Origin of the sequence: Pacificimonas aurantium, assembly GCF_020092905.1 — a bacterium.
In the GTDB taxonomy this organism is placed as follows: Bacteria; Pseudomonadota; Alphaproteobacteria; order Sphingomonadales; family Sphingomonadaceae; genus Pacificimonas; species Pacificimonas aurantium.
In genome coordinates this window covers 80,173-105,500 of sequence record NZ_JAGSGB010000004.1, presented here as the reverse complement: position 1 = coordinate 105,500, position 25,328 = coordinate 80,173, and the positions used below count along the sequence as shown (strand labels likewise).

General features: G+C 64.5%; 27 protein-coding genes. 12 read left to right on the top strand and 15 right to left on the bottom strand.

Annotated elements, in window-relative coordinates; all coding sequences use genetic code 11:
* Positions 1-118: 118 nt before the first annotated feature.
* Positions 119-1,321, bottom strand: coding sequence for a type III PLP-dependent enzyme domain-containing protein (locus KCN53_RS14835; RefSeq protein ID WP_088713121.1), 1,203 nt, complete (start codon positions 1,319-1,321; stop codon positions 119-121).
* A 190-nt stretch (positions 1,322-1,511) separates the two neighbouring features.
* Here KCN53_RS14835 and KCN53_RS14830 point away from each other — a divergent pair, with 190 nt between their 5' ends.
* The gene (locus tag KCN53_RS14830; protein WP_088713120.1) at positions 1,512-2,480 is read left to right on the top strand and encodes a threonine ammonia-lyase; all 969 of its coding nucleotides are present in this window, start codon (positions 1,512-1,514) and stop codon (positions 2,478-2,480) included.
* A gap of 13 nt (positions 2,481-2,493) precedes the next feature.
* Here the strand turns inward: KCN53_RS14830 and KCN53_RS14825 are convergent, their stop codons facing one another.
* Both KCN53_RS14825 and glpD read right to left on the bottom strand, forming a co-directional pair.
* Positions 2,494-2,769 (bottom strand): hypothetical protein, encoded by a 276-nt coding sequence (locus KCN53_RS14825; protein WP_088713119.1) that lies wholly within the window; start codon positions 2,767-2,769, stop codon positions 2,494-2,496.
* 45 nt (positions 2,770-2,814) lie between these two features.
* On the bottom strand, positions 2,815-4,287 hold the full coding sequence (gene glpD / locus KCN53_RS14820) for a glycerol-3-phosphate dehydrogenase (RefSeq protein ID WP_088713118.1): 1,473 nt from the start codon (positions 4,285-4,287) through the stop codon (positions 2,815-2,817).
* A gap of 68 nt (positions 4,288-4,355) precedes the next feature.
* Between glpD and KCN53_RS14815 the strand changes: the two genes are divergently transcribed.
* The 4 genes from KCN53_RS14815 (at position 4,356) to KCN53_RS14800 (ending at position 7,705) form a co-directional block, all read left to right on the top strand.
* The gene (locus tag KCN53_RS14815; RefSeq protein ID WP_088713117.1) at positions 4,356-5,837 is read left to right on the top strand and encodes an FGGY family carbohydrate kinase; all 1,482 of its coding nucleotides are present in this window, start codon (positions 4,356-4,358) and stop codon (positions 5,835-5,837) included.
* Complete coding sequence (locus tag KCN53_RS14810) at positions 5,834-6,442, top strand: GNAT family N-acetyltransferase (RefSeq protein ID WP_088713116.1); 609 nt, start codon at positions 5,834-5,836, stop codon at positions 6,440-6,442. Before KCN53_RS14815 ends, KCN53_RS14810 begins: the two co-directional genes overlap by 4 nt.
* A complete protein-coding gene (locus KCN53_RS14805) occupies positions 6,442-6,621 on the top strand; it encodes a hypothetical protein (RefSeq protein WP_088713115.1) in 180 nt (59 codons plus the stop codon). Before KCN53_RS14810 ends, KCN53_RS14805 begins: the two co-directional genes overlap by 1 nt.
* 91 nt (positions 6,622-6,712) lie before the next feature.
* Positions 6,713-7,705 (top strand): patatin-like phospholipase family protein, encoded by a 993-nt coding sequence (locus KCN53_RS14800; protein WP_088713114.1) that lies wholly within the window; start codon positions 6,713-6,715, stop codon positions 7,703-7,705.
* Here KCN53_RS14800 and KCN53_RS14795 read toward each other — a convergent pair.
* A complete protein-coding gene (locus KCN53_RS14795; protein WP_088713113.1) occupies positions 7,702-8,229 on the bottom strand; it encodes a GNAT family N-acetyltransferase in 528 nt (175 codons plus the stop codon). The genes KCN53_RS14800 and KCN53_RS14795 overlap by 4 nt on opposite strands.
* The gene (locus KCN53_RS14790; RefSeq protein WP_088713500.1) at positions 8,229-9,413 is read right to left on the bottom strand and encodes a vWA domain-containing protein; all 1,185 of its coding nucleotides are present in this window, start codon (positions 9,411-9,413) and stop codon (positions 8,229-8,231) included. Before KCN53_RS14790 ends, KCN53_RS14795 begins: the two co-directional genes overlap by 1 nt.
* 86 nt (positions 9,414-9,499) lie before the next feature.
* Here KCN53_RS14790 and KCN53_RS14785 point away from each other — a divergent pair, with 86 nt between their 5' ends.
* The 3 genes from KCN53_RS14785 (at position 9,500) to KCN53_RS14775 (ending at position 12,431) form a co-directional block, all read left to right on the top strand.
* Entirely contained in the window at positions 9,500-10,219 is a 720-nt protein-coding gene (locus KCN53_RS14785) for an SDR family NAD(P)-dependent oxidoreductase (RefSeq protein ID WP_088713112.1), read from the top strand.
* Positions 10,216-10,932 carry an SDR family NAD(P)-dependent oxidoreductase gene (locus KCN53_RS14780; RefSeq protein WP_088713111.1) on the top strand — a complete coding sequence of 239 codons (717 nt, stop codon included), beginning with the start codon at positions 10,216-10,218 and terminating at the stop codon, positions 10,930-10,932. Before KCN53_RS14785 ends, KCN53_RS14780 begins: the two co-directional genes overlap by 4 nt.
* Before the next feature lie 101 nt (positions 10,933-11,033).
* Positions 11,034-12,431: a methyl-accepting chemotaxis protein gene (locus tag KCN53_RS14775; RefSeq protein ID WP_088713110.1), complete on the top strand. Its 1,398-nt coding sequence runs from the start codon at positions 11,034-11,036 to the stop codon at positions 12,429-12,431.
* Between the two features lie 55 nt (positions 12,432-12,486).
* On the opposite strand, the gene KCN53_RS14770 is transcribed toward KCN53_RS14775, so the two are convergent.
* Both KCN53_RS14770 and KCN53_RS14765 read right to left on the bottom strand, forming a co-directional pair.
* On the bottom strand, positions 12,487-13,410 hold the full coding sequence (locus KCN53_RS14770; RefSeq protein ID WP_088713109.1) for a hypothetical protein: 924 nt from the start codon (positions 13,408-13,410) through the stop codon (positions 12,487-12,489).
* 12 nt (positions 13,411-13,422) lie between these two features.
* Positions 13,423-14,751, bottom strand: a complete 1,329-nt coding sequence (locus KCN53_RS14765) for a replication-associated recombination protein A (RefSeq protein ID WP_088713108.1) — start codon at positions 14,749-14,751, stop codon at positions 13,423-13,425.
* Between the two features lie 104 nt (positions 14,752-14,855).
* On the opposite strand from KCN53_RS14765, the gene KCN53_RS14760 reads away from it, so the two are divergent.
* Positions 14,856-15,473: a PadR family transcriptional regulator gene (locus KCN53_RS14760; protein WP_143712253.1), complete on the top strand. Its 618-nt coding sequence runs from the start codon at positions 14,856-14,858 to the stop codon at positions 15,471-15,473.
* A 48-nt stretch (positions 15,474-15,521) separates the two neighbouring features.
* Here KCN53_RS14760 and KCN53_RS14755 read toward each other — a convergent pair whose 3' ends face one another.
* The 7 genes from KCN53_RS14755 to KCN53_RS14725 form a co-directional block, all read right to left on the bottom strand.
* A complete protein-coding gene (locus KCN53_RS14755; protein WP_088713106.1) occupies positions 15,522-16,202 on the bottom strand; it encodes a Fe2+-dependent dioxygenase in 681 nt (226 codons plus the stop codon).
* A 3-nt stretch (positions 16,203-16,205) separates the two neighbouring features.
* Positions 16,206-17,237, bottom strand: a complete 1,032-nt coding sequence (locus tag KCN53_RS14750; RefSeq protein WP_143712252.1) for a hypothetical protein — start codon at positions 17,235-17,237, stop codon at positions 16,206-16,208.
* Positions 17,238-17,334: 97 nt separating this feature from the next.
* Complete coding sequence (locus tag KCN53_RS14745; RefSeq protein WP_088713104.1) at positions 17,335-17,613, bottom strand: hypothetical protein; 279 nt, start codon at positions 17,611-17,613, stop codon at positions 17,335-17,337.
* Between the two features lie 226 nt (positions 17,614-17,839).
* Entirely contained in the window at positions 17,840-18,577 is a 738-nt protein-coding gene (rplI, locus tag KCN53_RS14740) for a 50S ribosomal protein L9 (RefSeq protein ID WP_088713499.1), read from the bottom strand.
* Positions 18,578-18,598: 21 nt separating this feature from the next.
* The gene (gene rpsR, locus KCN53_RS14735) at positions 18,599-18,823 is read right to left on the bottom strand and encodes a 30S ribosomal protein S18 (RefSeq protein ID WP_088713103.1); all 225 of its coding nucleotides are present in this window, start codon (positions 18,821-18,823) and stop codon (positions 18,599-18,601) included.
* A gap of 12 nt (positions 18,824-18,835) precedes the next feature.
* Positions 18,836-19,201: a 30S ribosomal protein S6 gene (gene rpsF / locus KCN53_RS14730; RefSeq protein ID WP_088713102.1), complete on the bottom strand. Its 366-nt coding sequence runs from the start codon at positions 19,199-19,201 to the stop codon at positions 18,836-18,838.
* 289 nt (positions 19,202-19,490) lie between these two features.
* On the bottom strand, positions 19,491-20,630 hold the full coding sequence (locus tag KCN53_RS14725; protein ID WP_088713101.1) for a tetratricopeptide repeat protein: 1,140 nt from the start codon (positions 20,628-20,630) through the stop codon (positions 19,491-19,493).
* A 239-nt stretch (positions 20,631-20,869) separates the two neighbouring features.
* Here KCN53_RS14725 and fabD point away from each other — a divergent pair, with 239 nt between their 5' ends.
* The 3 genes from fabD to fabG are packed head-to-tail and all read left to right on the top strand — an operon-like array spanning position 20,870 to position 23,194.
* Positions 20,870-21,817 (top strand): ACP S-malonyltransferase, encoded by a 948-nt coding sequence (gene fabD / locus KCN53_RS14720; RefSeq protein ID WP_088713100.1) that lies wholly within the window; start codon positions 20,870-20,872, stop codon positions 21,815-21,817.
* Positions 21,818-21,833: 16 nt separating this feature from the next.
* Complete coding sequence (locus KCN53_RS14715; protein ID WP_088713099.1) at positions 21,834-22,442, top strand: class I SAM-dependent methyltransferase; 609 nt, start codon at positions 21,834-21,836, stop codon at positions 22,440-22,442.
* 11 nt (positions 22,443-22,453) lie between these two features.
* Positions 22,454-23,194: a 3-oxoacyl-[acyl-carrier-protein] reductase gene (gene fabG, locus KCN53_RS14710; protein WP_088713098.1), complete on the top strand. Its 741-nt coding sequence runs from the start codon at positions 22,454-22,456 to the stop codon at positions 23,192-23,194.
* A gap of 67 nt (positions 23,195-23,261) precedes the next feature.
* Here the strand turns inward: fabG and KCN53_RS14705 are convergent, their stop codons facing one another.
* Positions 23,262-25,019 (bottom strand): pectate lyase family protein, encoded by a 1,758-nt coding sequence (locus KCN53_RS14705; protein ID WP_143712251.1) that lies wholly within the window; start codon positions 25,017-25,019, stop codon positions 23,262-23,264.
* Positions 25,020-25,328: the final 309 nt, after the last annotated feature.

Below are 25,328 nucleotides of genomic sequence, written 5' to 3'. Positions count from 1 at the left end.
GGCGTGGGGAGGGGCGGGGTCACCCGGGCGGTCGGGCAGCCCTATCTGGGTGAAGAACCCGTGTAGGGGCAAAGCGTTTCCCGGCCCCCTCCGGTTCGGGAAGGGGCCGGTGAAATGCCTAGCTTCGACCGGTCAGCGGAATGACCTCTGCCGAGGGCCGCTCGCCGGTGTAGAGGCTTTCCATGGGCTCGTCCTCGACTTCCACCGTTTCGGATGCGCCGAAGCCGTTGAAGCTGGTGCGCATCGCCGCACCATAGGCGCCCAGCATGCCGATCTCGATGAAGTCGCCCGCCTTGACGTCGGCGGGCAGCAGGAAGGGGCCTTCCATATGGTCGAGGTCGTCGCAGGTCGGGCCGTAGAGGTCGAACGCGGCGAGGTCTTCCTCGCTCGCGCTTTCGCGAACCAGCGAGACGGGAAAGCGCCAGTCGACATGGGCCGCGTCGAACAGAGAGCCATAGGCACCGTCGTTGATGTAGAGCGTTTGTCCCTTGCGCTGTTCCACCCGCACCAGGACGCTGGCATATTCGGCGCACAGCGCGCGGCCGGGCTCGCACCACAGTTCGGCGGAATAGCTGATCGGCATATCCTCGAACGCGTCGTGAATCGCCTGGAAGTAGACGTCGAGCGGCGCGGGATCCATGCCCGGATAGACCGAGGGGAAACCGCCGCCCACATCCACCACGTCCACGGTCACGCCGGCGGAGACGATGGCCGCCCGCACCAGGCTGATCGCATTGGTGTAGGCTGCCGGGCTCATCGCCTGGCTGCCGACGTGGAAGCAGACGCCCAGCGCGTCGGAGGCCTGGCGGGCCGCCATCAGCAGTTCGGCCGACTCTTCGGCGCGTACGCCGAACTTCGCAGCCAGGCTGAGTTCCGAATGGTCGGACGGAACGCGGATGCGCACGCACAGCCACAGATCCTCGGCCGCCGCGCCGTCGCGCGTCGTCGCCGCAACGATCTTCTCGAGCTCTTCCATCGTGTCGAGGGAGAACGTGCGCACGCCGTGATCGAAATAGGCCTCTTCGATCGCTTCCGGCGACTTTACCGGGTGCATGAAGCACAGCTTCGCATCGGGCAGGACCGAGCGGACCAGCCGGACCTCCGTGATGGAGGCGACGTCATAATGGGTGATGCCCGCATTCCACAGGGTGCGCAGCAGGTCGGGCGAGGGATTCGCCTTCACCGCATACATGCACAGGCCGGGAAAGCGCTCCTGAAAGAATCGGGCAGCGCGGTCCGCAGCATGGGGACGAACGAGCGTAACGGGGGAAGCCGGCCGCAAAGCGGCCGCTACACCGACTGCGTTATGGTACTTTCGCAACTCAAGGGACCTCCTGGATGTCTGTTGCGCCGAAATGCTGCCTCGCCGGTAGGAAGTCCCTTTGGGCAGCGGACGGCGCATATAATCGTGCCGGAACGGGCTGTAAATGGCCGCGAAGTTGCGGCAATTACGCAGTGGTTACAGACCGGCGCAGGGCGGTCTGTGCATCCAGCGTTTCAGGGGGACATCGATGAGCGGCATAGTGCGGGACGACCTGATGGCTGCGGCCGCCCGGATCAAGGGGAAAGCGGTCCGGACGCCGCTCCTGCGCAGCGACCTTCTCGACCAAATGACCGGGGCCCGCGTGTTCCTGAAGGCGGAATGCCTGCAGCTTACCGGCTCCTTCAAGTTTCGGGGGGCGTACAACCGCCTCAGTGCCATGCCGCATGAAGAGCGCACGGGCGGGGTCGTGGCCTTCTCTTCCGGCAATCATGCGCAGGGCGTCGCACGTGCGGCGCAAATGCTGGGCATGCCGGCCGTCATTGTCATGCCCGCCGATGCCCCGGACCTGAAAGTCGAACGCACGCGCCGCGACGGGGCGGAGATCGTTTTCTACGATCGGCTCTCGGGCTCGCGCGAGGAGATCGCGGCTGATCTTGCCACCACGCGGGGGGCCGTTCTCGTACCCAGTTTCGACGACCCCTATATCGTGGCGGGGCAGGGCACGGCAGGTCTCGAGGCGGGCGAACAACTGTCGGAGATGGGGCTGGAGGCGGATATGGCGGTCGTCTGCTGCGGCGGCGGGGGCCTTGCCAGCGGCATCGCGACCGCGCTGCCCGGCGCGCATATCTGGCTTGCCGAGCCGGCAGGCTATGACGATGCGGGGCGCTCGATGGAGGCAGGCGAAATTCGTCCCGTCGAGGCTCCCGGCCGCACGCTTTGCGACGCCTTGCAGACGCTCAGCATCTCGCCGTTGACGTTCGGCATTCTTTCGGCCCGGGGAGCGGCCGGCGTCGCGGCGACCGACGACGAAGTGATGCGCGCGATGCGCTTCGCCTTTGCCGAACTGAAGCTGGTGGTCGAACCGGGCGGCGCGGCTGCGCTCGCGGCGCTGATGACGGGACAGGTTCCATGCGAGAGCAAGACCGTGCTTGCCACCCTCTCCGGGGGAAATGTCGATCCGGCGCTTTTCGCCCAGATCGTCAGCGCAAGGGGCTGACCTTAGCCTCCGGCTAGTTCGCTGCCAGCGAGGGCAGCGTATCGCTTTGCTCGCTCAGGCGGGCGGCGGCGTCAGCAGCATTTCCGGCCATCAGCGTCTCGAGCTCCTGCGCGACGAAGGCGGCGCCGTCGGCCAGCCGGTGCAGTTCGGTAGCCAGGCGTGCGGCATCGCGGCCCGGGCGCATCATGGTCATGGAGTCGATCAGGGCGTCGAGCAGCCCGACGGCCGTCTCGCCCGCATAATCGCAGGTCAGCGCGCCCTCGATGGCAACCGGCGTCATCTCGCTCATACTCTCGTCCCGAACTGGTTTCCCAGCTTTATGGGACAATATTCATTAACTGGCGGTGTATTTCGCCGAGAAAAAGTCCGTGAGGTAGGTTCTGAGTTCTTCGGCGGCAGTCAGGCCGGCCTTCGAACGGCGCCACAGAACATCTTCGGGCGACCTCGCCCATTCCTCATTCGCCATGTGCTGCACTTCCGCTTCGAACAAGGCGCCGAAATCCCTGCCCAGACCTGTGCCGAGTAAGTTTTCGACTTCTGTGCCGTAGCGTTCGCATAATTGTTCTACGCGTTCTACAGGGAGGTCCGGGTTCGTTTCGGCAAGTTCTGCCACCCAGCGGCGATAGGCTTCGCGCGGCGGCGCGCGGTCCGCCCCCGGAATGTCTCCTCCGGGAAGCGGGGCCGTGCCCGTCCACGGACGCGTGCCGGGGTAGAGCCGTTCCATGACCGTTTCGGCGAGCAGGCGATAGGTGGTCAGTTTACCGCCCACAACGGTCGTCGCCCGCACGCCGTCATGCTCGACCAGCTTCCATTCGCGGCTCGTTTCGCGCGCATTCTTGCCCTCTTCCAGGACCAGCGGCCGGACGCCCGCGAAACTTGCGCGGATATCGTCCGGCGTCAGCGTTGCGCGCAGGTAGCGGTTCGCCGCGTCCAGCAGGTAACGTGATTCCTCGGCAGTGATCTGCGCCTCGGACGGCTGCTCGATCCGCGTTTCCGTCGTGCCGATCAGCGTGAACTCGCGCTGATATGGGATGGTGAAGATGATGCGCCCGTCGGGCTGCTGCAGCATATAGGCGTCCGCGCCCGTACCGATTCGCGGCACGACGATATGCGCACCCTGAACCAGGTCCAGGCGCGGGGCGTCGTTGCGGCCCAGGACGGTGCTCGCGACCTCTTCGGCCCATGGCCCCGCACAATTGACCAGGCACCTGGCGGCAACCGTTCGCCCGCTATCGAGCGTCACCTGCCACAGCCCGTCCGCGAAGCGCGCCTCGCTGGCGCCGTCGCGCGGAACGATGGCGGCGCCGCGCCGCGCCGCGTCCCGGCAATTGGCAATGACAAGGCGGCTGTCGTCGACCCAGCCATCCCAGTAGCGAAAGGCGCGTCGATATTTCGGTTGCAGCACAGCCCCTCCCGGATCGTCCGCGAGGGCGATCTTCTCCGAATCCGGAAAGCTGCGCCGTCGCGCCAGGTGATCGTACAGGAAAAGGCCGGCGCGGATCATCCAGCTTGGCCGCGTGTCCTTACCGAGCGGCAGAACGAAGGGCATCGGCCAGGACAGGTGGGGCGCGATGGCGAGGATGCGCTCACGTTCGGCCAGCGCTTTCCGCACCAGTGCGAACTCGTAGAACTCCAGATAGCGCAGCCCGCCATGGATCAGCTTCGTCGAGGCCGAGGAGGTGCCGCCGCCAAGGTCGCCCTTGTCGCACAGGAACACGCGCTTACCCCGGCCCGCCGCGTCGCGCGCGATGCCGGCGCCGTTGATGCCGCCGCCGATGATGAACAGGTCGTAGGGCTGAGAGGTCATGGGTCCGCTTTGCCTATGAGAGGCGCCGCCTTAAGGGAAGCGCATCATGGGGAGGCGGCGATAAGGCTATGAGCCAGCATATTCTGGTTATCGACGAAGGAACGACGTCGACGCGCGCGGTGGCCTTCACACCGGAGGGGCGCATTGCGGGGGAGGCGAACGCGCCGCTGACCCAAGGATTTCCGCGTTCGGGCTGGGTTGAGCATGACGCCGCGGAAATCTGGGAGCGCAGCCTGGCCTGTGCGCAGGAGGTTGCCGGGGCGGTCGGCGCGGACAGCATCGCCGCACTCGGTCTCACCAATCAGCGCGAAACGGTCGTGTTCTGGGACCGGGAGACCGGCGAGCCGCTGTCGCCCGCAATCGTCTGGCAGGATCGCCGTACGGCCGAGCGCTGCGCCGCGCTGAAGGGAGCAGGGTGCGAGCCCTTCGTGCAGGCGCGCACCGGTCTCCTTCTCGATCCCTATTTCTCGGCAACGAAGATCGCCTGGGGCGCGGACAACTGGCCGGAGGTCCGGCGTGCGGCGGACAAGGACCGCCTCGCCGCCGGTACCGTCGACGCCTATCTGCGCTACCGGCTTTCGCGCGGTGAGACGTTCGAGACCGACGCAACCAATGCTGCGCGCACGCTCCTGATGGACCTTGCCGGCCTCCACTGGTCCGATGACCTTTGCGACCTGTTCGATGTCTCGCGCGGCTGGATCCCCTTCATCGGCAAGAATGCCGGTCATCTCGGCGACTGCGTGGTCATCGGCGGCCGCACCATTCCGATGACCGGAGCCGCCGGGGACCAGCAGGCCGCCGCCATCGGACAGGCCTGTTTCTCTCCCGGCGCGGTGAAGTCCACCTACGGAACCGGTGCCTTTCTTATCGCAAATGCCGGGGCGGAGCCGCCTTCCTCCGAGCACCGCCTCCTCGCCACACTCGGCTGGGACGTTCCGGGCGAGAGCGTCTATGCGCTCGAAGGGTCGATCTTTGTTGCGGGCAGCGCTGTTCAGTGGCTGCGCGACCAGCTCGGTCTGATCGCGGCTGCCGCCGAGACGGAGGCATTGGCCCGCTCCGTCGAAACGACCGAGGGGGCCATGTTCGTGCCCGCCTTTGCCGGGCTCGGCGCACCTTACTGGGAGCCGGATGTGCGCGGCGCGATTACCGGACTCTCCGGCGCGACAGGAAAGGCGCATATCGTGCGCGCCTGCCTTGAGGCGATGGGCAACCAGACCGCCGACGTTCTGGAGGCCATGGCGGCGGACGGCGTCGAGCCCGGCGTGCTCAAGATCGATGGCGGCATGGTCGCGAATGACTGGCTGTGCCAGGATTTGGCCGATGCCTGCGGCGTCGAGGTCGAGCGTCCCGAAATTATCGAAACCACCGCGCTGGGGGCCGCGATGCTCGCCGCGGTTGGCGCCGGTCTTTATGCCAGCTTGGAGGAGGCGGCCGCAGCCATGCGACGCGTCGACCGCAGGTTCGAACCGCGCATCTCCGCCGACCGGCGGGGTGAGAGGCGCCAAAGCTGGCGGCGCGCTATTTCCGTTCTGACCGGGGCGGCGGCATGATCCGGCCCGAGCCGCTTCCCGCCTCGGTACGTCCGGCCGGACGTCGTGATCTCGGCGCGATGGCCGACATTCTGGGCGATGCCTTCGCCGGTGATCCCTTCAATCTGTGGCTGATGGGAAAGCCCGCCGCCATTCGCGCGGGATTCCGGGAACTGCTGCGCGATCTCTACCTGCCGCATGGTCAGTGTTTCCTGGCAGAGGGCGGCGGCGCGGCCGCATGGATCGACAGCCGCGACATGCGCCCCTTTTCCGCACTTGGTCTCCTACGCTGGAGCCTGTCCCTGATGTGGCACGGCCAGTTCGGCGGCGGCGCGCGCGGGGCGGCGGCGGGCGAGGCCATGGAGGCGGCCCACCCTGAGGAGCCGCATCTCTACCTGTTCCTGATCGGCACCGCCGGGCGCGCGCGGGGCAGGGGGCTCGGGAAGGATTTGATGGCGCCCATGCTGGCGGCATGCGACCGTGACGGCCTGCCCTGTTATCTCGAAAGTTCCGACCCGGAGAATTTCGGCTTCTACCGTGCGCACGGCTTCGATTTTCGCGGCGAACCCATCGTGGTAAGCGGCGTGTCGCCGCTGCTGACACCTATGTGGAGAGACCCGCGCTGATGGAGATTTTGCTCAAGATCGCGCTGTCGGTCGCCGTGATCGGCGCTTTCGCGTTGCTGGTTGGCGGCGCCTACATCCTCCTCAGGCGGCCCCGCGCCGAGCGCAAGAAGGGCCTCTTGATGATCGCCGTTGCCGTCGTGACCGTCACCAATGTCTGGCTGCTCACTGCCCCTGTCTGACCGCGTCCGTCTGACATCCTTTCGCGCTCCTGCCGCCGGCGCGTGACACCGGTCACGGACGGAAAGCGCACCGTTTGCTTACCTCTCCGGCATGATCACCGATATCGATCTTGCCATCGTGCTTTCGGGCGGCGGTTCGCGCGGCGCGTTCCAGGTGGGCGTGCTCGACGCGCTGGTACAGCGCAGCGGGCTGAAGGTTGGGCTTTATGCCGGGATTTCCACCGGCGCGATCCAGGCGCTTGGCGCGGCGCAGGACCGCATAACCGACCTGCGGGAGACCTGGCTTGCGCTGAAGGGCGACAGCAGCGTCTACCGCAAGCGGCCGCTGGGCATGGTCGGCGCATTCCTGTTCGGTCGCAATTCGCTCTACGACGCCGCGCCGATCCGCGAGCGTATTCGTGACTTCCACGACCAGGCTGCTTTGGAGGCGGCGGGCAAGGGGCTATCGGTGGGCACGGTCAACCTAAGGACCGGCGAGCTTACCTATGTGAACGAGACGACGCCCGACCTCGCCGAATGGACCATCGCGTCCGCCGCGGTTCCGGCGACCTATCAGCCGCTGGTGGATACGGAGGGTGACCAGTGGGTCGATGGCGGTGTACGCGATATCACGCCGCTCGGCGCGGTACTCGCGCGCCGGCCGAAGGCCGTTCTTGTCATCCTCGCTCAGAACCGCCGCCTCGGTGCCGGTGCGGGCAAGGCGCCGTACGATGGCATTCTCGATATCGGCCTTCGCGCCGTCAGCATTCTCACCGACGAGGTATTCCAGAACGACATCGCCAATGCAGAGCGGATCAACGGGCTGCTCGGTGCGATCGCCGAGCAGCGTCTCCGCCTTCAGGACGAAAACCTCGATCCCGTTGAGATCGATCGCGTCATGCAGCCGCTGGAGGCGCGGACGCAGCGGTACAACGACGTTCCCATCGCGATCATTGAGCCTGCCGCGACCTATCCGCTTCCCGGCTCCACCGATTTCGATCCGGCAGCGATCCGCGATCTGATGGCGCATGGGGAAGATGTCGCCATGGCCGATGCGACCGGCGACCTGATCGCGGACCTGAAGCGGCGCGCGCGGATTTCCTAGCTGTTGGCGGTGCGCGCGTTGGCGTTGGGCAGGGCCTTTCTCATCGTTACCCGGGTCGCGGGATCGAGCCCTGCGCTGCGCTCCTGGTCCACCACTTCGCTCTCGTCGACGGCGTCTTCGACCACCTCATAGCCAAGGCGCGCATAGAAGGGAGCGTTCCAAGGAATGTCGCGAAAGGTTCTCAGCCAGATATAGGGCAGGCCGCGGTGGCTGGCTTCGGCCTCCGCCTCGGCGATCAGTTCGCGCGCCAATCCTTTGCGCTGGTGATCCGGCAGCACGTCGATCTGCGCGATCAGCATGCCGCGCTGCCCCTTTGCGGCGGTCAGGTGGCCGACCGGCCTGTCCTCCTCGTCGACCGCCACCCACAGCAGCTGGTCGACATAGGCCGCGCGCACGACGGCCTCGTCCTGCGGCGTCGAAAGATCCAGATGCGCATATTGTGTCGCGTCGAACACGGCTGCCGCCTGCCGCTCGATCTCGCGGCAGCGTTCGATCTCGGTTCCTTTGGCGCGGCGGACGGGCATCAGTGCGCCCGGCGGGTCAGTTCCTTCATGGCCTCGTCCAGCCCGCCAAGTGTCAGCGGGTACATGCGCCCGTCCATGATCTGCTTCACCATCTGGATGGACTGGCCGTACTGCCAGTGTTTTTCCGCAATGGGGTTCAGCCACACCGCGCTGGGATAGACGTCGAGCATGCGGCGCATCCAGGTTTCACCCGGTTCCTCGTTCCAATGTTCGACCGAGCCGCCGGGGTAATTGATCTCATAGGGGCTCATCGACGCGTCGCCGACGAAGATCACCTTATAATCGTGCGGGAATTTGTGGAGGATGTCGAAGGTCGCCGTGCGTTCGTTCCAGCGGCGCTTATTGTCCTTCCAAACGGCCTCGTAGACCATGTTGTGGAAGTAGTAATATTCCATATTCTTGAATTCGGTGGAGGCGGCCGAGAACAGCTCCTCGCAGGTGCGGATATGGCCGTCCATCGACCCGCCAATGTCGAAGAACAGCAGGACCTTCACCGCGTTGCGCCGTTCGGGCCGCATCTGGATGTCCAGATAGCCCTTGTTCGCCGTCCCCTTGATCGTTCCGGGCAGATCGAGTTCGTCGGCTGCGCCTTCGCGGGCGAAGCGGCGCAGGCGTTTCAGCGCCATCTTGATGTTGCGCGTGCCCAGCTCGACCTCGTTGTCGAGATTCTTGAATTCGCGCTTTTCCCAGACCTTGATGGCCTTTTTCTGGCCGCCCTTGCCGCCGATGCGCACACCGGCCGGATTATAGCCCGAATTGCCGAAGGGCGATTTCCCTTTCGTGCCGATCCACTTGTTCCCGCCCTCGTGGCGCTTTTCCTGTTCTTCGAGGCGCTTCTTCAGATCCTCCATGATCTGGTCGAAGCCCTTTTCCTCGATGGCCTTCATCTCTTCTTCGGAAAAGACCGCCTCGGCTAGCTGCCGCAGCCATTCCTCTGGGATTTCGGCGGTCATCGCCTCGTCTTCGTAGGTCGTCTCCAGGCCCTTGAAGACCTTGCCGAAGACCTGGTCGAACCGGTCCAGATAGGACTCGTCCTTCACATAGGCCGAGCGGGAGAGATAATAGAAATCCTCCACGCGCCGGTCGATGACCCCTTCGTTCAGCGCTTCCAGCAGCGTCAGATGCTCTTTCAGCGTGACCGGGATGCGCGCGTCGCGCAGTTCGTTGAAGAAATCGATGAACATGCTGCGCAGGCTAAGCCCGACGCTGCGGCGCGTCACCTGCTTTCTAAGAGGGGCGAGGATGCCGGAGGGGCGCTAGACGGCTCCCTATGAAACTCGACTTCAGCGGCAAGACTGCCCTCGTCGTGGGCGGCTCCAGCGGCATCGGCCGCGCGGCGGCCCGGGCCATTCGGGATGCGGGCGGAACGGTAACCGTTACCGGCACACGCGCGTCGGCGGACGAATATGAGGGGCTCGAGGGCCTTTCCTTCCACCGTCTCGACACCGCGGACAGGCAGGGGGTCGCGGCGCTCGGCAATGCGTTCGAGCGGCTCGACATCCTCATCAACGCGGCCGGAACCGTCATGTACGGGCGCAAGGAGTTCGAGGTCGGCAACTTCGAGAAAATCCTCGCCGCCAATCTGACCGGTATGTTCCAGCTCTGCGAGACTTTGCGCCCCAGGCTGGCGGAAGCCGACGACGGCAATATCGTCAATATCGGCTCGGTCGCCAGCCATCGCGGTACCATCGCCCAGCCCGCTTACGGCGCGTCGAAGGGCGGCGTGCTGACGCTGACTAAGAGCCTCGCCCTTGCCTATGCGCGCAGCGGGGTACGCGTTAACCAGGTCTCGCCCGGCCTCGTACAGACGAAGCTGACCTCGATCAGCTGGGAAGATGAGGACCGGAAAAGCGGCATAGAAAAGCATATTCCTCTTGGCCGTATCGGCCAGCCGGAGGACATTGCCGGGGCCATATTGCTGCTCGCCTCCAGCGCAAGCCGCTGGACGACGGGAACCGATATCATCGTTGACGGAGGATCGACCGCATGAGCTGGATGCAGGGAAAGACCGTTTTGGTCACCGGCGGGACACAGGGGATCGGCCAGGCGACCGCGGCACTGTTTCGCGACGAGGGCGCGAAGGTCACCATCACCGGCACGCGTGACGCCGCCTCCGAATATGAGGGCGAGGACCTGGCGGGAATGACCTATGTGCGCTGCCGCATGGGCGAGCCCGCCGACATCGAGGCGCTGGCAGCGCGTTTCGACAGTCTCGACGTCCTCGTGAACAATGCCGGCATGGGCCGCCAGGACGAATATGAGCCCGAGGGCTTCGAGGCGGTCATCGACGTCAATCTGAACGGTGTCATGCGCCTCAGCACGGCGCTTCACGATGCGCTGGCAAAGGCGGGCGGCAACATCGTCAACACCGGCTCGCTTTCCAGCTTCCTCGCCCTCAAGGAAACGCCGGCCTATACCGCGTCGAAAGCGGGCCTCCTCGGGCTGACCCGCGCACTCGCCGACAAATGGGCGCCCGACGGTATCCGCGTGAACCTGGTCGCGCCGGGCTTCATCCGCACGCGCATGACGGCCAATGCACGCCAGAGCGACGACTATGAAAAGCGCCTGCTGAAGGCGATTCCGATGCGCCGCTGGGGCGAACCGCGTGAGGTGGCGACCTGTATCGCCTTTCTCGCCTCGCCGGGCGCCAGCTACGTCACGGGTCAGAGCCTGTCGATGGACGGCGGCCTGATGCTGCGCTGAGGTCGAACTCTGCTGCGGTGCAGCGTCTTTCCAGGCTAGGTTAACCGCTCTTCAACCCATTTGCGCGTACGGCAGGTCTCGAAGTTTCACGGGGGCCGGCGATGGACGCTGCTTTGGACCAGAACGATCACCAGCTTGTGCGCAAGGTCGCGGGCGACTGCGGCGGCCTTGCTGTCGAGGTCAGCGATGCGTCCGGCTACATCGCCGGGGTCGCCGACCGGATCGACGCACATTTCGGCATGCTCGACATGCTGGAGTCGGTCACCAATACGCTCGGGCGCGACCAGGTCGCGGTCGCGGAGTCAACGCGAAAGGCGCGCGACCTGACCGACACGGCGCGCGCACGGCTCGAATCGGGCCAGCAGGTCATCGAGGAGTCGCTGACTGCCTTCGCCGCCATCATAGAGCTTGCCGAGACCATGGGCGAACGCATGGCCGGCTTCGTCACCGCCATGGACCGCGCACGCGGCGTTTCGCGCACCATCGAACAGATCGCCCACAACACCAATATGCTCGCGCTCAACGCCACCATCGAGGCGGCGCGCGCGGGCGAGGCCGGGCGCGGCTTTGCCGTCGTGGCGCAGGAGGTGAAGAAGCTCGCCGCCGATACGAGAAGCGCGACGACCGAAATCAACGACACGCTCAGCACACTGGCGGGGGAGGTCCGCGCCGCGGGTGACGAGTTCGGGTCCGGTGCCGAACGCGCCGCCCATACCCGGCAGCAATTTTCGGCCATTTCCTCGGCGATTGCCGAAGTCGGCGACTATGTGCGGCAGGTGAATGAGGAGACGAGCGGCATCGCCGGCGCAACTGACGCCATCACCGCGGCGGTCCAGCAGATGAACGCCGCGCTCAGCCAGTTCAGCTCGGATGCGCGCGCGAACGGGTCGGAACTCGTCACCGTGCACCAGCGACTCAGCGATCTCGAGATGCGCGCGAACCTGATGTACGACGAGCTGTCGCACACCCATGTCGAGACCGAGGACACTCCCTTTATCCAGAAGGCGGTCGCCGGGATGGAAGAGGTGCGGGCGCTGATCGAACGGGAAGTGGACGCCGGCGACCTCGACCTGGAGGCTGTGTTCGACACCGACTACAGGCCCGTTCCCGGCACCGACCCGGAACAGTTCACAACCCGCTTCAACGACTTTGCAGACAAGCGCGTGCGGCCCATCATCGATCGCATTACCGCCAGCGATCGCCGTATCGCTGCGGCGGCCTGCACCGACGTGAACGGCTATCTGCCGACGCACATCTCGGAAAAATCCCAGGCGCCGCGCGGTGACCGCGACTGGGACAGCGACAATTGCCGCAACCGGCGCATCTTCTGGGACGACGCCACCGCGCGCGCGGTCGCGAACGAGAAGAGCTTCATGATCTCCACCTACCGTCAGGACGTGGCGGGGAATGAAGGCGGCTATCGTGCGGTGAAGAGCGTTTTCGTGCCGTTGTTCGTGAAGGGGCGGCGCTGGGGCAATTTCGAGCTGGCCTGGGTCTAGCCCTCCGTTTCACCAAGGCTGGCTCGCCTGCAGTCGCTCCTTGCCCCTTCCGCCGTCAGGCCGCCTCGACGGCTTCCTCTTCATAACCGTCGAAGCTTCCCTTCAGACTGGCGCTGTTGAGAAGGACCGTAGCCGCTGGGTCTGCCGCACCGGGGCGATAGATGCGGCTTTCGATCCAGGCGCTTTCGGTTTTCCGGCTTCCCGACAGCGCGATCACCTCGCGCTCGATCTCGAACGGCTCGCCGGCGATCAGCGGCCCGTCGTGCAGCGCGATTTCCAGGTCGGCGAACAGGCCGACAACCGGGCCGCGCACCGGAAATCCCTTGGGCAGGTGGTGCGCCAGGACGCTGATCATCTCCATCGGAATGACCGGTCCCCCGAACTCCGCGCTCGTGCGGTAGAGCGGCGAGGGCTCGGTGATCTTCCCCAGCTTCTCGTTCAGGGTGAAGGGATAAAGGTCGCCCATATGCTCATCCGGGCCCATCGTCGCCGTCTGCCGGGGCAGCGTCATGCCGACCTCGACGTCGCGCAGGATGATCTTCGGCTCGGGAGGCGTGACCGTCTGGATACGCTCGCGAAGGGCTGAGGGGCGGTCCGCGCCGGCCAGGCTCGCCGTTCCCTTCAGCACCTCGGTGCCGTCTTCCTTCTCCATACGAATGAGGGCGAAGTCCTCCGCCTCCTTCTTCAGGAAGGCGCGGACACGCTCACCTTCGACGACCATTGCGCGGAAATGGCAGGAGATGCAGCCGGTCCTGAACCAGTCCATGCCGAACGCCTCGACAGCCAACGGATCGAACTGGCTGAAATGCGTCGGACCTTCGATCGGCCCCGCGTTGAAGCCGAGGTCGCCGGCCATGCTGTCGTCGTGGATCGACTTGTGGCCGTCGTATTTCTGGTCGGCCAGCATCTGTGCCGGCGCGCGCAGCGGGCCTGCCCGCCAGCCGTCCGCCTCGTCGATCTGCGTGTCGAAGGCCTGCATTGATCTCTCCCGTCAGTCTGTCTTGCCTTGCCGGCGTCTTTGCTGGTCCCATGCGGCGAGCCGCTCTGCGATCTTGCGCTCCACGCCCCTGTCGGTCGGCTCGTAAAAACGCTGCGGCGTCATCTCCTCCGGCCAGTAGTTCGCGCCGGAAAATCCGCCCTCTGCATCATGGTCATATTCATATCCCGCGCCGTAGCCGATGTCCTTCATCAGCTTGGTCGGCGCGTTGACGATGTTCATCGGCGGCATCAGCGAGCCGGTCTCCTTCGCCGTGCGCCAGGCCTGCTTCTGCGCCCGGTAGGCGGCGTTCGATTTGGGTGCCGCCGCGCAGTAGAGACACGCCTGTACGATGGCGAGCTCGCCTTCCGGAGAGCCGAGAAAATCATAGGCATCCTTGGCGGCGAGGCACTGTACCAACGCGTTCGGGTCGGCGAGGCCGATATCCTCCGATGCGAAACGTACGATGCGGCGGAGCACGTAAAGCGGTTCCTCACCCGCAACCAGCATTCGCGCCAGATAGTAGAGCGCGGCCTGCGGATCCGATCCGCGCAGCGATTTGTGCAGGGCGGAGATGAGGTTGTAATGCCCCTCCCGGTCCTTGTCGTAGACAGCCACCCGGCGGTGCAGCAGCTTGCGCAGGTCTTCGGGTTCGAGCTGTCTGTCCGGGGCGATATTGTAGATCGTCTCCACCTGGTTCAACAGGAAGCGCCCGTCGCCGTCGGCACTGCCCACCAGCGCCATCCGCGCCGCATCGGTCAGCGGCAGGTCCGCGCCCGCTTCGACTTCCGCTCGCGACAGCAGCTGGCCTAGCGCGGCCTCGTCGAGGCGGTTGAGGAGCAGGACCTGGCAGCGCGACAGCAGCGCCGCGTTCAGTTCGAAGGAGGGGTTTTCCGTCGTCGCCCCGACCAGCGTGACCGTCCCATCCTCGACATAGGGCAGGAATCCATCCTGCTGCGCGCGGTTGAAGCGATGGATCTCGTCCACGAAGAGCAGGGTGTGCTTGCCGGCCGAGGCCATTTTGCGGGCCTCGGCGAACGCCTTTTTCAGGTCGGCGACGCCCGAGAAAACGGCGCTGATCGCTACGAAGCGAAGGCCCACCGCATCGGCCAGCAGCCGCGCGATCGTCGTCTTGCCGGTCCCCGGCGGACCCCAGAGGATCATCGATGACAGCTTTCCGGCCGCGACCATGCGGCCGATGGCCCCTTCGGGGCCGGTCAGGTGATCCTGCCCGATCACCTCCTCGAGCGACCGCGGCCGAAGGCGTTCTGCCAGCGGCGCGCTGTCCTCCGCGGGTTGCGAAGGCGAGGAAGGGGTTTCGGGATCGGCAAACAGGTCGGCCATCGGGTGCAGGGCATATCACGGCCGCCCTTCTCCAGCGACGGCATTTTCGATATTGCTAACCGATATGTTTAGATATATCTAAGACACATCGAAAGGAATTGACTTTGAGACGTTCACATAATGGCCGCGAACGCGGCTCCCGCCGGATGCGCGGGGATTGGAACCGGATGTTCCGCGACATGGGAATGGAATTCGCTGCCGACTGGACCTTGGGTTCCGGCGGCGCCCATCGAGGGCGCGGCGGCCGGGGCGGCGGGCGCGGCCGGTCACGCCTGCTGCGCCAGGGCGAGCTTCAGCATCTGTTGCTTGCGCTGATCGCGGACGGACCGAAACACGGATATGCCCTGATCGAGGAGATCGGGCAGATGACGGGGGGCAGCTACGAGCCCAGCCCCGGGGTCGTCTATCCCACGCTGACCATGCTGGCCGATATGGGGCTGGTGGAAGAGCGTCCGGAGGAGGGTCGCAAGCTCTATGCGCTGACGGAAAAGGGCAGGGAGCATCTGGAGGAGCGCAGCACCGAAACGGAAGAGCTTCTGCAACGGGTCAGGGCTGCGGGCGCCAGTTCGGGCTCCAGCGACTATGCGCCGATCGCGCGAAGCCTCGTCAACCTTGCCGCTGCTCTGAAACTTCGCGGCTGGGAAAAGCGGCTCGACGCCGATACATCGAAGCGCATCGCAGATATCCTCGACGAGGCCGCCAGGCGCATACAGGAGGTCTAGGTGGCGTCATGAGCTGGCTGGGTCGCCCGGCGGGTCCGCCGTCGCGCCCTAGCTGCCGCCGGGCGCGGCGTCGGAGAACATGCGCCGCAGTCCGTCCTGCACATGCTGGAAGCGGGCATGCGTTTCGGGGCTCATCTTCAGCCCTTCTTCGGCGACCAGCTCGTTCAGCTCCCAAAGCATCTCGCGCTTTTTCGTGTCGGGAATGAAGCTCTCGATGAAGGTAATGGCGGCCAATCGCGCTCCGCGCGTCACCGGCGTCACCCTGTGCAGCGTGTCCGACGGATAAAGGACCGCGCAGCCCGGCGGCAGGCGGAATTCGCACGTGCCCGCGCCCATTTCGATCTTCAGCGCACCGCCTTCGTACTCGTCGGGGTCGCCCAGAAAGATGGTGATGCTCAGGTCAGTGCGGATGATTTCCTTTCCGGCATTGATGAACGCGGTGTCGGAATGCGCGTCATAGGCCATGCCGGGCTCATATTTGCTGACGAGCGGCGGCGCGATCCGCTTCGGAAAGGCAAAGTCCATGAATTCCTGGTTGCGCACCAGCGCCTGCAGGATCAGCGGGCTCGTCTGCCGCATGGCGTTCGGCTCGTGCAGCTGCAAGTTGTTCTTGCCCGTGTTGTGGGGGTTAGAGGCGCGGCCGTCGCTGAACTGGCCGTTTGCCGCCACCTGTCGCAGCGTGGCGATCTCCTCGGCGTTCAGCAGGTCGTCTATTTGTAGAAAATGCATGGTCTAAAGTCCGGCTAGTTCGATCGCCCGGCGTACCGCCTCGTGGCGCCCGCCCAATTGTTCAAGCCATTTCAGGCCGCGGCCGATTTCGTCGCCGTGCGCCGCGCGGGCCTGTTCGAGAACCTGATTGCGCAGCGCGGGAGAATATTCGTGGTCCTGCGCCTTCGAATAGCGCGACATGATCGGCCCTGCGAGGGCAGCGCGCTGCGCCTCCTGCGGGAAGCTGAGGCCGAGATGGTCCGACAGCCGCGACAGTCCCTGTGCCGGGGCCTCTAGGAACGCCGAGAAATCCAGCAGCAGCACGCGCTTGCCTTCCGCTTCCTTCAGGCCGGCCAGATCGAGCATCCCGGACAGCCAGCTCATCGCTACGAGTTCTCCATCCGACAGGTCGGAGAGGGCGAAGCGTTCGTCTGGCAGATGGCACGCCAACGCCCGTCGGCGTAGAGGCGAGAGATTGACCGTCTCGCTGCGCGAGGCGTCGCCGCCGAAGATCGTCGCCAGATAGGTGGCGGCCTTTGTGACGAGGCCGGCGATCGGCGCCGCGGTCTCGCGCGCGATCTCTGTCGCCATCAGGCTCGTGAAGCTCGTCGCTTTGACGATAGGCTGTGTTCGCTGGCCGAGTGGCCGTCCGAGCAGGCGCACTGCCGCTCTGATCGTCTGGCGGTGGCCGTCTTCGGAAATCAGACTATGTGGTGCCGCCCGGTCGAGCGCTGTCGTGGCGAGCGTTCGCAGGCTCTGCGGCTCCCGGATGGGAAGGACGGCGTCCGCCTCGGCGAGCAGGCGCGAGACCAGCGTTGAACCCACATGCCCCAAATGGAAGATGACCGCCGGATCCTTCGCCAGTGCGAAGCTTTCCGCCGGCAGATTTTCCAGCGGGATGACATAGCTCTGCCGCTGCCCCCCATGCAGCAGCCGCTGGTCGAGGAAGGGTTGGTCCAGATAGTCCCGCTCTGACAGCGTCAGGAACTGGATCACATGCGGCCGGTAACCGACTTCATAGGGAAGCAGCTGCGCGGATTGTAGGGCGGTACTCACATGCGCGGCGTTTAGCGAAAGCGCGCCTGCCTGCAAGCGTGCGGCCCGCGGCAGGGTCTACTTGCGCGTCGCCAAGGGCCCGATCCGCGGACGCCTTTTACTGGATGACGCTATTTCCGGACGAAGGGGAGGGTGTCCCGGTCTCCGCCCCGTCTCGGTCGGCATCATCATCGTCGCCGCCATTGGCAGCGCCGTTATCGGCATAGCGTGTACGCGCGTCCGCATTGCCGGTTGCGGGCGGAGAGCTACGCCGGGTCAGATTCCCTCCGGCAACGGCGTCGGACGGCTCTGATGCGGCTTCCGGAGCAGGGTCCGCGCGCCAGGCCTCGGGCTCGTTGCCGAATTCGTCGGTGATCGCGACATCGCCGGTCTGCATTTGGGGCTCGTCAGGCGAGTCGCAGCCGGCCGGCGCGGCTGCGAGTAGGAACGCGAAGATCGGTACTTGTAAATGCCTCACAACTGCTAACGTTTTTTTGATCCAGATTAATCATCATATCAACCGATATGGGTCAGTCCGGTTCCGGCAATTGCCCGGAAAAAGGTACGGCCGCCTCGGTTTCCCGCGACGGCCGTCCCTTGTCAGCTATGATGCGCGTAAAAGATCAACTCGCCTTTTCGGCGTTGCTTTCTTCTTCTTCGCTGGCTTCGGCTTCACCTTCGGCTGCCTCGCCGCTGTCGGCGTCACCGGCCTCGGCATCGCCTGCCGCTTCGGCGTCGATGCCTTCGACCGGCTCGCCATTTTCGTCGAGCGGGATGCCGGAGGCTTCGGCCGCGGCCTGGCGCTCGGCGCGCTCCAGGGCTTCCTTGGCCAGCCGTTCGGACTCGGTCAGCGCCTCGTCGTCGTCATTGCCGCCCAGGACACTGATGCCCTGCGCCTGCAACTCGGCCTCGTCTTCGGAGCGGGCGACGTTCGCTTCGACCTCGACCTGCACCTCGGGGTGCAGCGCGACCACCAGCGAGTGAACGCCCAGCGTCTTGATCGGCGCTTCCAGCGTAACCTGGGTCTTGTCGATCTTCAGGCCGCTCTTCTCGCTCAGCGCCGCGGCGATGTCGCGCGAATTGACCGAGCCGTAGAGCTGGCCGGAATCGGACGACTGCCGAATCAGCACGACCTGCGTGCCGGCCAGCGTCTCGGCGTCCTTCTCGGCGTCGGTACGCTTGGCGGCGTTTTCCTGTTCGATGCGCTCGCGTTCGGCTTCGAACTTCGCCTTGTTCTGCTCGTTCGCGCGCAGTGCCTTGCCCTGCGGCAGCAGGAAGTTGCGGGCGAATCCGGGCTTCACCGAGACGACGTCGCCGATGCTGCCCAGCTTTTCGACGCGCTCGAGGAGGATGATATCCATGTTTGCCATCGGAACGTCTCCTTAGCGCACGATATAGGGAAGCAGGCCGATGTGGCGGGCGCGCTTGATCGCGCGGGCCAGCTCACGCTGCTTCTTGGCGGAAACCGCGGTGATGCGGCTGGGGACGATCTTGCCGCGCTCGGACAGGAATCCGCCCAGCAGCTTTACGTCCTTGTAATCGATTTTGGGGGCGTCCGGCCGGCTGAACGGGCAGGACTTCTTCCGGCGGAAAAAGGGGCGTGCCATATCTCTGGTTCCTTAGTCGTCTGAACGGTCGCGCGAACCGCGGCGTTCGCGGCGCTCTTCCTTGCGCATCTGGACGCTGGGATCGTCTTCCAGCTCTTCGACGCGGATCGTCATTTGCCGGATGACGTCGTCCGACAGGGCGATCTGCCGCTCCATCTCGTGCAGCGCCGGCGGCGGTGCATCGATGTTCAGCATCACGAAGTGCGCCTTGCGGTTCTTCTTGATCTTGTAGGCGAGGCTCTTCAGGCCCCAATATTCGGTCTTCGCGACCTTACCGTCATTCGACTCGATGATCTCGGTAAACTGCTGCGACAGCGCATCCACCTGCGCGGTCGACAGGTCCTGGCGCGCCAGGAACGTATGCTCGTAGAACGGCATCTGTCTCTCTCTCCTGTTGCCGATCGCTGACCAGCGGCAGTCGCTGGCCCCTCCGGCTTTCCTGTCAAATGATCGCGGCGGAGACCGTGTGGGTGCCCGCCCCGTTCACAAAATGATCGCGGCGGAGACCGTAAGGGTGCCCGCCCCGTTCACAAAATGATCGCGGCGGAGACCGTAAAGGGTCCCCGCCGCGAGCGAAGCGCCATATGGCATGGCGCACCCGATCTGGCAAGCCGGATCTGGATCCGGTGCCCGAGGCCGCGATCAGCGCGCGCCCCGGTTCAGTGCATCAGGCGCCGGTCGTGTCGGCGTAAAGCGCCCACAATGCCGCGACCTCGTTGAACGAGCTGTCTTCGTCGACCAGGTTGAACGCCTTCCGCGCGAGCGCCGCGTTGCCGGCACGCAGAGCGCTGATGCCCAGGCCGATCAGCGCCTGATTCTGGTACGGCGAAGAGGCAATGTCCTTCTGCTGCTGGTAGGAGCGCCAGTAGGCCACGGCCGCGGCGCGGTAATTCTCAGCACCGAAGAAGATGTTGCCCATCCGGTAATAACCTTCCGGCCCGGGCTTCATGCTGGCGAAGTTCGCGCTTTCCTGTTCGATCCGCTGCTGCGAGCGCGTCAGCAGGTTCTGCACCTGCGGATCCTCGCGCGACAGCGCCTCGGCTTCCAGGCCCTCTTCGACGATGCGCAGTGCCACGCCCGGCTGTTCGGCCACGGTCGCGAACTTGGCGAACTCGATATAGTCCTCGGGGCGGTTCAGATTGTCCGTCTGGCCGAGCAGCTTGTACAGCGCCAGCTGCGCGTCGCGGGTCGTCAGGTCGCTCTTCAGATTGTTCAGCAGGCGCGACCAGCGCTGCGGCGTCGGATCGAGGCGGATCAGCCGCTCGATCGTCTGCAGATATTCCTCGGTCTGCTCCAGCTTGAACTGCGCGGAGGCCAGGTTCTCCAGCAGGTTCTGCTGCGGACCGTTCTGCTCGATCAGGCTTTCGTACAGGTCGGCGGCGGCCTGGTAGTTGCCCTGCTTGATGTACGACTGCGCGACGATGGTGTTGCCCTGTTCGCCGCCCATGCGCTGGCCGAGCTCGATGGCCTTGTCGTAATTGCCTGCCTGATAATAGATCGGCGCGAGGCGGGAGGCCGGGGCGCCGATGCTTTCCAGGTCGCGGGCGGCGGCGGTGTAATTGCGGGCAACCGTGTTCACATAGGCGGACATTTCGGCAACGCGGCGGCGTTCGAGCGCGCTGTCGGCAGCGCCGCGGGCGGTGCGCACGCGTGCCATGGCGGCGCTGGTATTGCCGCGCTGCGCCAGGCTCTGGGCTTCCTGCAGCGGCACGCCGACGTCACGCGACAGGGCCTGGGCCAAGGCGCTCGTCACGGGCAGGCTCATCGACAGGGCGGTGCACAGTGCCAGGGTCCGGATCATCTTCATCGAACGGTCTTCCCTCCAAAATCATCACAGTACGGACTAGCGAATTACCGGGCGTCCGTTGCTGTCGGTCATACGTTTCTTGACGGTATTTACACATGCCGGAACGAAGCAAGACTTGCCTGCGACCCGCATGTAGCGGACGCAAAGCCTAGCAAACCGGCGATGACTTGCAAGCCGCTCGGCAGTGCCATAGCGGACGGCGCAATAAACCGGTCCATCTATTCGGAAAGTAGCCAAGCATGAGCGGTACCCGCGCAGTCCTCTTTCCCGGCCAGGGAAGTCAGGCGCCCGGCATGGGCAAACAGCTTGCCGAGGCGAGTCCCGCCGCACGCGAGGTCTTCGGCGAAGTCGACGAGGCCCTTTCGCAGAATCTCTCTCGCCTCATGTTCGAGGGGCCGGCGGACGAGCTTACCCTGACCGCCAATGCGCAGCCCGCCATCATGGCGAATTCGCTCGCGGTCCTGCGCATCCTCGAGCGCGACTGCGGCGTCGGCTTTTCGCAGCTTGGCGGCTTCACGGCCGGCCACAGTCTGGGCGAATATTCCGCACTCTGCGCCGCCGGGGTCGCCGGGCTCAGCGACACGGCGCGGCTGCTGCGCGTGCGCGGCGATGCGATGCAGGCGGCCGTGCCCGTCGGCGTAGGTGCCATGGCGGCGCTGCTCGGGCTCGACTTCGCCGATGCCGAAGCAGCTGCCCGCGCAGGGAGCGAGGGCGACGAGGTCTGTGTCGCGGCGAACGACAACGCGCCCGGCCAGGTCGTCATCTCGGGTCACAAGGCGGCGGTCGAACGCGCCATCGAGGCGGCCAAGGAACTGGGTGCGAAGCGTGGGATGCTGCTGCCGGTCTCGGCGCCGTTCCATTCGCCGCTGATGGCGCCCGCGGCGGAGCGTATGGAGGCGGCGCTTGGCGAGATCGCCTTCGATACCCCCACCGTTCCGATCGTCACCAACGTGACGGCGGCGTCCGAAACCCATCCTCAGCGGCTGAAGGCGCTGCTTGTCGACCAGGTGACCGGCATGGTGCGCTGGCGCGAGTCCATCCTCGCCATGGCGGACGACGGCACGGAGACCTATGTGGAGCTCGGCGCGAAGGTCGTCGCGCCCATGGTCAAGCGCATCGCGCCGGGCCGCGACACGCACAGCCTGGTTTCGATGGACGACATCGAAGCCTTCGCAAAAACGCTTTAGGGAACATCTCAAACCCATGTGGGACGAACGCTATTCTGCCAGTGGCTACGCCTATGGCACCGAGCCGAACGAGTTTCTTGTCGAGGAGCATGGCCGCCTGCCGGAAAAGGGCCGCATCCTCTGTCTGGCCGAGGGGGAGGGGCGCAATGCCGTCTACCTCGCACGGCAGGGCTTCTGGCCGGTCGCGGTCGACCAGTCCGCCGTCGGGCTCGAAAAGGCGAAGAAACTGGCGGAGCTTCACGATGTCGGGCTGAAGACCTTCCAGGCCGACCTTGCGACCTACACCCATGGCAAGAACTGCTGGGACGGCGTCGTGTCGATCTTCGCGCATCTGCCGTCCGAGGCGCGCGCCTTCGTCCACGAGCAGGTACGCGCAGGGCTTCGGCCCGGCGGAGTCTTCCTGCTGGAGGCCTACCGCCCGGCACAGCTCGAGGCGCCGGGAACGGGTGGTCCGTCCGACGCCGACATGCTGCCCACGCTCGAGGAACTGCGCGCACAGTTCGAGGGCTTCACCGAGCTTCTGGGCCGGGAGATTACCCGCACGGTCGATGAGGGCGAATATCATTCGGGCGAAAGCGCGGTCGTACAGTTTGCCGTGCGCAAGCCCGATCCGAAGATGAACTAGGGGAGTTTCACATGTTCGATCTCAGCGGAAAGCGCGCCCTTGTCACCGGCGCCTCGGGCGGCATCGGCTCGGCCATCGCAAAGGCGCTCGCCGCCCAGGGCGCTTCGCTCGCCCTTTCCGGTACGAACGAGGAACGTCTTTCCGCTGTGGCGGCTGAGATCGGCGGCGATCCCGCCATCCTTCCCTGTAACCTGTCCGATTCCGAAGCGGTCGACGCCCTTGTCGGCCGCGCGGTGGAAGCGCTCGGCGGGCTCGACATCCTGGTGAACAATGCCGGGGTCACGCGCGACAATCTCGCCATGCGGATGAAGGACGATGAATGGTCCGACGTCATGCGTGTCAATCTGGAGGCGGCGTTCCGCCTCTCCCGTGCGGCGCTTCGCCCGATGATGAAGGGTCGCTTCGGCCGCATCATTTCGATCACGTCGGTGGTCGGCGCCACCGGCAATCCGGGTCAGGCCAACTATGCCGCGTCGAAGGCGGGTCTGACCGGGATGACGAAGGCGTTGGCGCAGGAAGTCGCCTCGCGCGGGGTCACCGTAAACTGCGTCGCGCCGGGCTTCATCCAGTCGGCCATGACCGACGAACTGCCCGACGCGCAAAAGGAAAAGCTGCTCGGCCAGATTCCGGCCGGCGCGCTTGGACAGGGCGACGATGTCGCTGCGGCCTGCGTCTACCTTGCCTCCGCCGAATCCGGCTACGTCACCGGCCAGACGCTGCATGTGAACGGCGGCATGGCGATGCTGAGTTAGGCGACTACTATTCCGGCGCATTGCGGGTAGGTCCCAGGAAAGGGAACCTACCCGCAAAGGTTACGGCTTATGCGATGTTGCGGAACGTCGCGGACGGCGTTGCCGAATATGTCACGGACCAAGTGTCTCCCACTTCGAGCCGCAAGGTTACTGGACCGTTGCCACTCGATACATCCACGCCGTTGTGCTGGATCTTGCTTACCGAGCCTCCGAATATCGAGATGTCTCGAGCATAAGGGCCGTACCAGGTTTCGGTGGCCGCGCTCGTGGGCACGGACAGGGAGCCACTCAACTTATATGCGGGCCCGGATGCGTCGACAGCCCTATTACCTTGTACTCGCACATTATCAGACGAGGCCGTGTATTTCGGGATCGCAGTCGGTGCCGTAACTCCATCGGATTCTGTGTTCACGATCTGCACGTTGGGCAGATTATTCGCGATCTGAATCCCATAACGCGCCTGATTTCCACAGATCCCTGTAAAGGGAAACCCATCGCCGCCGAAAGCGCCACCGTTCACGGCGACACCGCCTGAGAGAATGACCAGATCATCTTGGTCAGACACGTCATTGGAACTGAGACGGTTGGCGCCAAATCCGACGCAGGCGACCAACTCCACATTTTCCATCGTTTGGCAAGAGAAGTGCCAGTTATTCTTGCCCGATTGGCGACCCTCGCAACCGATGAAGCGAATGGCTCTGACGGCTCCGCCCGTGCCGGTAATGTCTACGGCATGGGCGTTGACCGAGACGAACCAGCACGCCGTGAACGTGATATCGTTGAAAGCGCCACCTCCAGTCGTATCCATGCTCAGGCCGGCGGTGCCGGAATAATCAAAGAACACGTTGGAGAATTTTCCGTTGGAAATATTCCCGCCGCTTGAGAACTTCATTTTCAATCCGTATTGAAAATGGCCGAACACACTGTCCGAGATCACGATGGTATCCCAAGGGGATTCTCCCATCTTGACGGCGATCGTATCTTCCTGAGATGTGAAGAGGCTCCGATTGCCCTCCGCAGGATCGGGTTCAGGATAGGCCGGAACCTGTCCATTGGAATTTGCCGCAGACAGGAAGATGGCCCTCGCTATCAAACCACCGCCAAACCTGCAGTCGATCGCGATCGCATTATCGGTATTCAAGATTTCACCACGCACATTTTCGATCATGGTGCCTTGCGCTCGGTAGTCAGAATCGTGGCCGAGGGTCACCATTCCGGCGATCAGCGACACATTCAAATCACGCAGGCGAACCCCGTTCACGCCCTGTATTTTGACGGCCCGCGTGGTCGAATCGGCACTGCTACCGACAATTCGGGGGCCGTAGAAGCTCCCGCCGCCGGAAAATACTGCCGAGCGGTCGCCGAATGTAAGGAGGGGGTTAGACGTAATCTTGAATTCGGCCCCGTAGGCACGGACGTTGACATTGTCGCGCGCGATCTCGGTCTTGATCCCGTTGGGAACGGAATAGTTGCCTGGCGGCACCGTAACCGCCACACCTTCTTCCGCAGGGTCGATGTTGGCCATTGCGATCAGCGCATTGAGCGCGGCTGTGTCATCGGTCGTTCCGTCCGCGGCAAGGCCGAACCATTCGCCGTGAAGCTCGCCCTCGGTCCGTATGCGCACCCAGGCACCGCTGGCACCCGTATCAGAATTCAGCGGTACGTAAATGCCCTGCCGCGAGTCGGCGGAGACCTCGGTGGAGAGGTCGCTAGTCGAATATTTGAATTCACCAGCTCTGCCATTTTCGGTCAGGACCACAAAGTCACCACCATTGGGCATCAGGGCAGCCATTTCTTCCCTGGTATCTACAACAGCAAAGGTCATTTTGGTTCTCCAAAATAGTATTATTGCAGAATAGGCGAAATCAATCCGCCTTTCACAAAGATGTTTGAAGAAATCCTATTTTAGAAGCCTGAATATTTATGTGGTTCTATTGCTATGAATTTTTTGGAGAAACCCGACTTGGGGCCGAAAAACACTGCAAGTCGATCCTGTGGTAGGCGTTCGCGGACCTTCTGCGGATGTCTGTTCTCACCACCATTCCAGCTCGCCGCGACGCAGCGCATCCCGGCTCCCGCACATACGCTGAGGTGTGACCTACTGTGACCTACAGGTCTCGCCGCAGCCTCCCGC

Bases quoted from the DNA above. Each gene is read 5' to 3' on its own strand.
- KCN53_RS14795 (WP_088713113.1), bottom strand. From the start codon at position 8,229: ATGCCCGTCCGCCGCGCCAAAGGAACCGAGATCGAACGCTGCCGCGAG.
- KCN53_RS14715 (WP_088713099.1), top strand. From the start codon at position 21,834: ATGTGGGACGAACGCTATTCTGCCAGTGGCTACGCCTATGGCACCGAG.
- KCN53_RS14755 (WP_088713106.1), bottom strand. From the start codon at position 16,202: ATGCATTTTCTACAAATAGACGACCTGCTGAACGCCGAGGAGATCGCC.
- KCN53_RS14705 (WP_143712251.1), bottom strand. From the start codon at position 25,019: ATGACCTTTGCTGTTGTAGATACCAGGGAAGAAATGGCTGCCCTGATG.
- KCN53_RS14805 (WP_088713115.1), top strand. From the start codon at position 6,442: ATGGAGATTTTGCTCAAGATCGCGCTGTCGGTCGCCGTGATCGGCGCT.
- KCN53_RS14745 (WP_088713104.1), bottom strand. From the start codon at position 17,613: ATGCAGACCGGCGATGTCGCGATCACCGACGAATTCGGCAACGAGCCC.
- KCN53_RS14810 (WP_088713116.1), top strand. From the start codon at position 5,834: ATGATCCGGCCCGAGCCGCTTCCCGCCTCGGTACGTCCGGCCGGACGT.
- KCN53_RS14815 (WP_088713117.1), top strand. From the start codon at position 4,356: ATGAGCCAGCATATTCTGGTTATCGACGAAGGAACGACGTCGACGCGC.
- KCN53_RS14825 (WP_088713119.1), bottom strand. From the start codon at position 2,769: ATGAGCGAGATGACGCCGGTTGCCATCGAGGGCGCGCTGACCTGCGAT.
- KCN53_RS14785 (WP_088713112.1), top strand. From the start codon at position 9,500: ATGAAACTCGACTTCAGCGGCAAGACTGCCCTCGTCGTGGGCGGCTCC.
- KCN53_RS14800 (WP_088713114.1), top strand. From the start codon at position 6,713: ATGATCACCGATATCGATCTTGCCATCGTGCTTTCGGGCGGCGGTTCG.
- KCN53_RS14790 (WP_088713500.1), bottom strand. From the start codon at position 9,413: ATGTTCATCGATTTCTTCAACGAACTGCGCGACGCGCGCATCCCGGTC.
- rpsF (WP_088713102.1), bottom strand. From the start codon at position 19,201: ATGCCGTTCTACGAGCATACGTTCCTGGCGCGCCAGGACCTGTCGACC.
- fabD (WP_088713100.1), top strand. From the start codon at position 20,870: ATGAGCGGTACCCGCGCAGTCCTCTTTCCCGGCCAGGGAAGTCAGGCG.
- KCN53_RS14780 (WP_088713111.1), top strand. From the start codon at position 10,216: ATGAGCTGGATGCAGGGAAAGACCGTTTTGGTCACCGGCGGGACACAG.
- rplI (WP_088713499.1), bottom strand. From the start codon at position 18,577: ATGGATATCATCCTCCTCGAGCGCGTCGAAAAGCTGGGCAGCATCGGC.
- KCN53_RS14830 (WP_088713120.1), top strand. From the start codon at position 1,512: ATGAGCGGCATAGTGCGGGACGACCTGATGGCTGCGGCCGCCCGGATC.
- KCN53_RS14725 (WP_088713101.1), bottom strand. From the start codon at position 20,630: ATGAAGATGATCCGGACCCTGGCACTGTGCACCGCCCTGTCGATGAGC.
- rpsR (WP_088713103.1), bottom strand. From the start codon at position 18,823: ATGGCACGCCCCTTTTTCCGCCGGAAGAAGTCCTGCCCGTTCAGCCGG.
- fabG (WP_088713098.1), top strand. From the start codon at position 22,454: ATGTTCGATCTCAGCGGAAAGCGCGCCCTTGTCACCGGCGCCTCGGGC.
- KCN53_RS14770 (WP_088713109.1), bottom strand. From the start codon at position 13,410: ATGCAGGCCTTCGACACGCAGATCGACGAGGCGGACGGCTGGCGGGCA.
- KCN53_RS14765 (WP_088713108.1), bottom strand. From the start codon at position 14,751: ATGGCCGACCTGTTTGCCGATCCCGAAACCCCTTCCTCGCCTTCGCAA.
- KCN53_RS14775 (WP_088713110.1), top strand. From the start codon at position 11,034: ATGGACGCTGCTTTGGACCAGAACGATCACCAGCTTGTGCGCAAGGTC.
- glpD (WP_088713118.1), bottom strand. From the start codon at position 4,287: ATGACCTCTCAGCCCTACGACCTGTTCATCATCGGCGGCGGCATCAAC.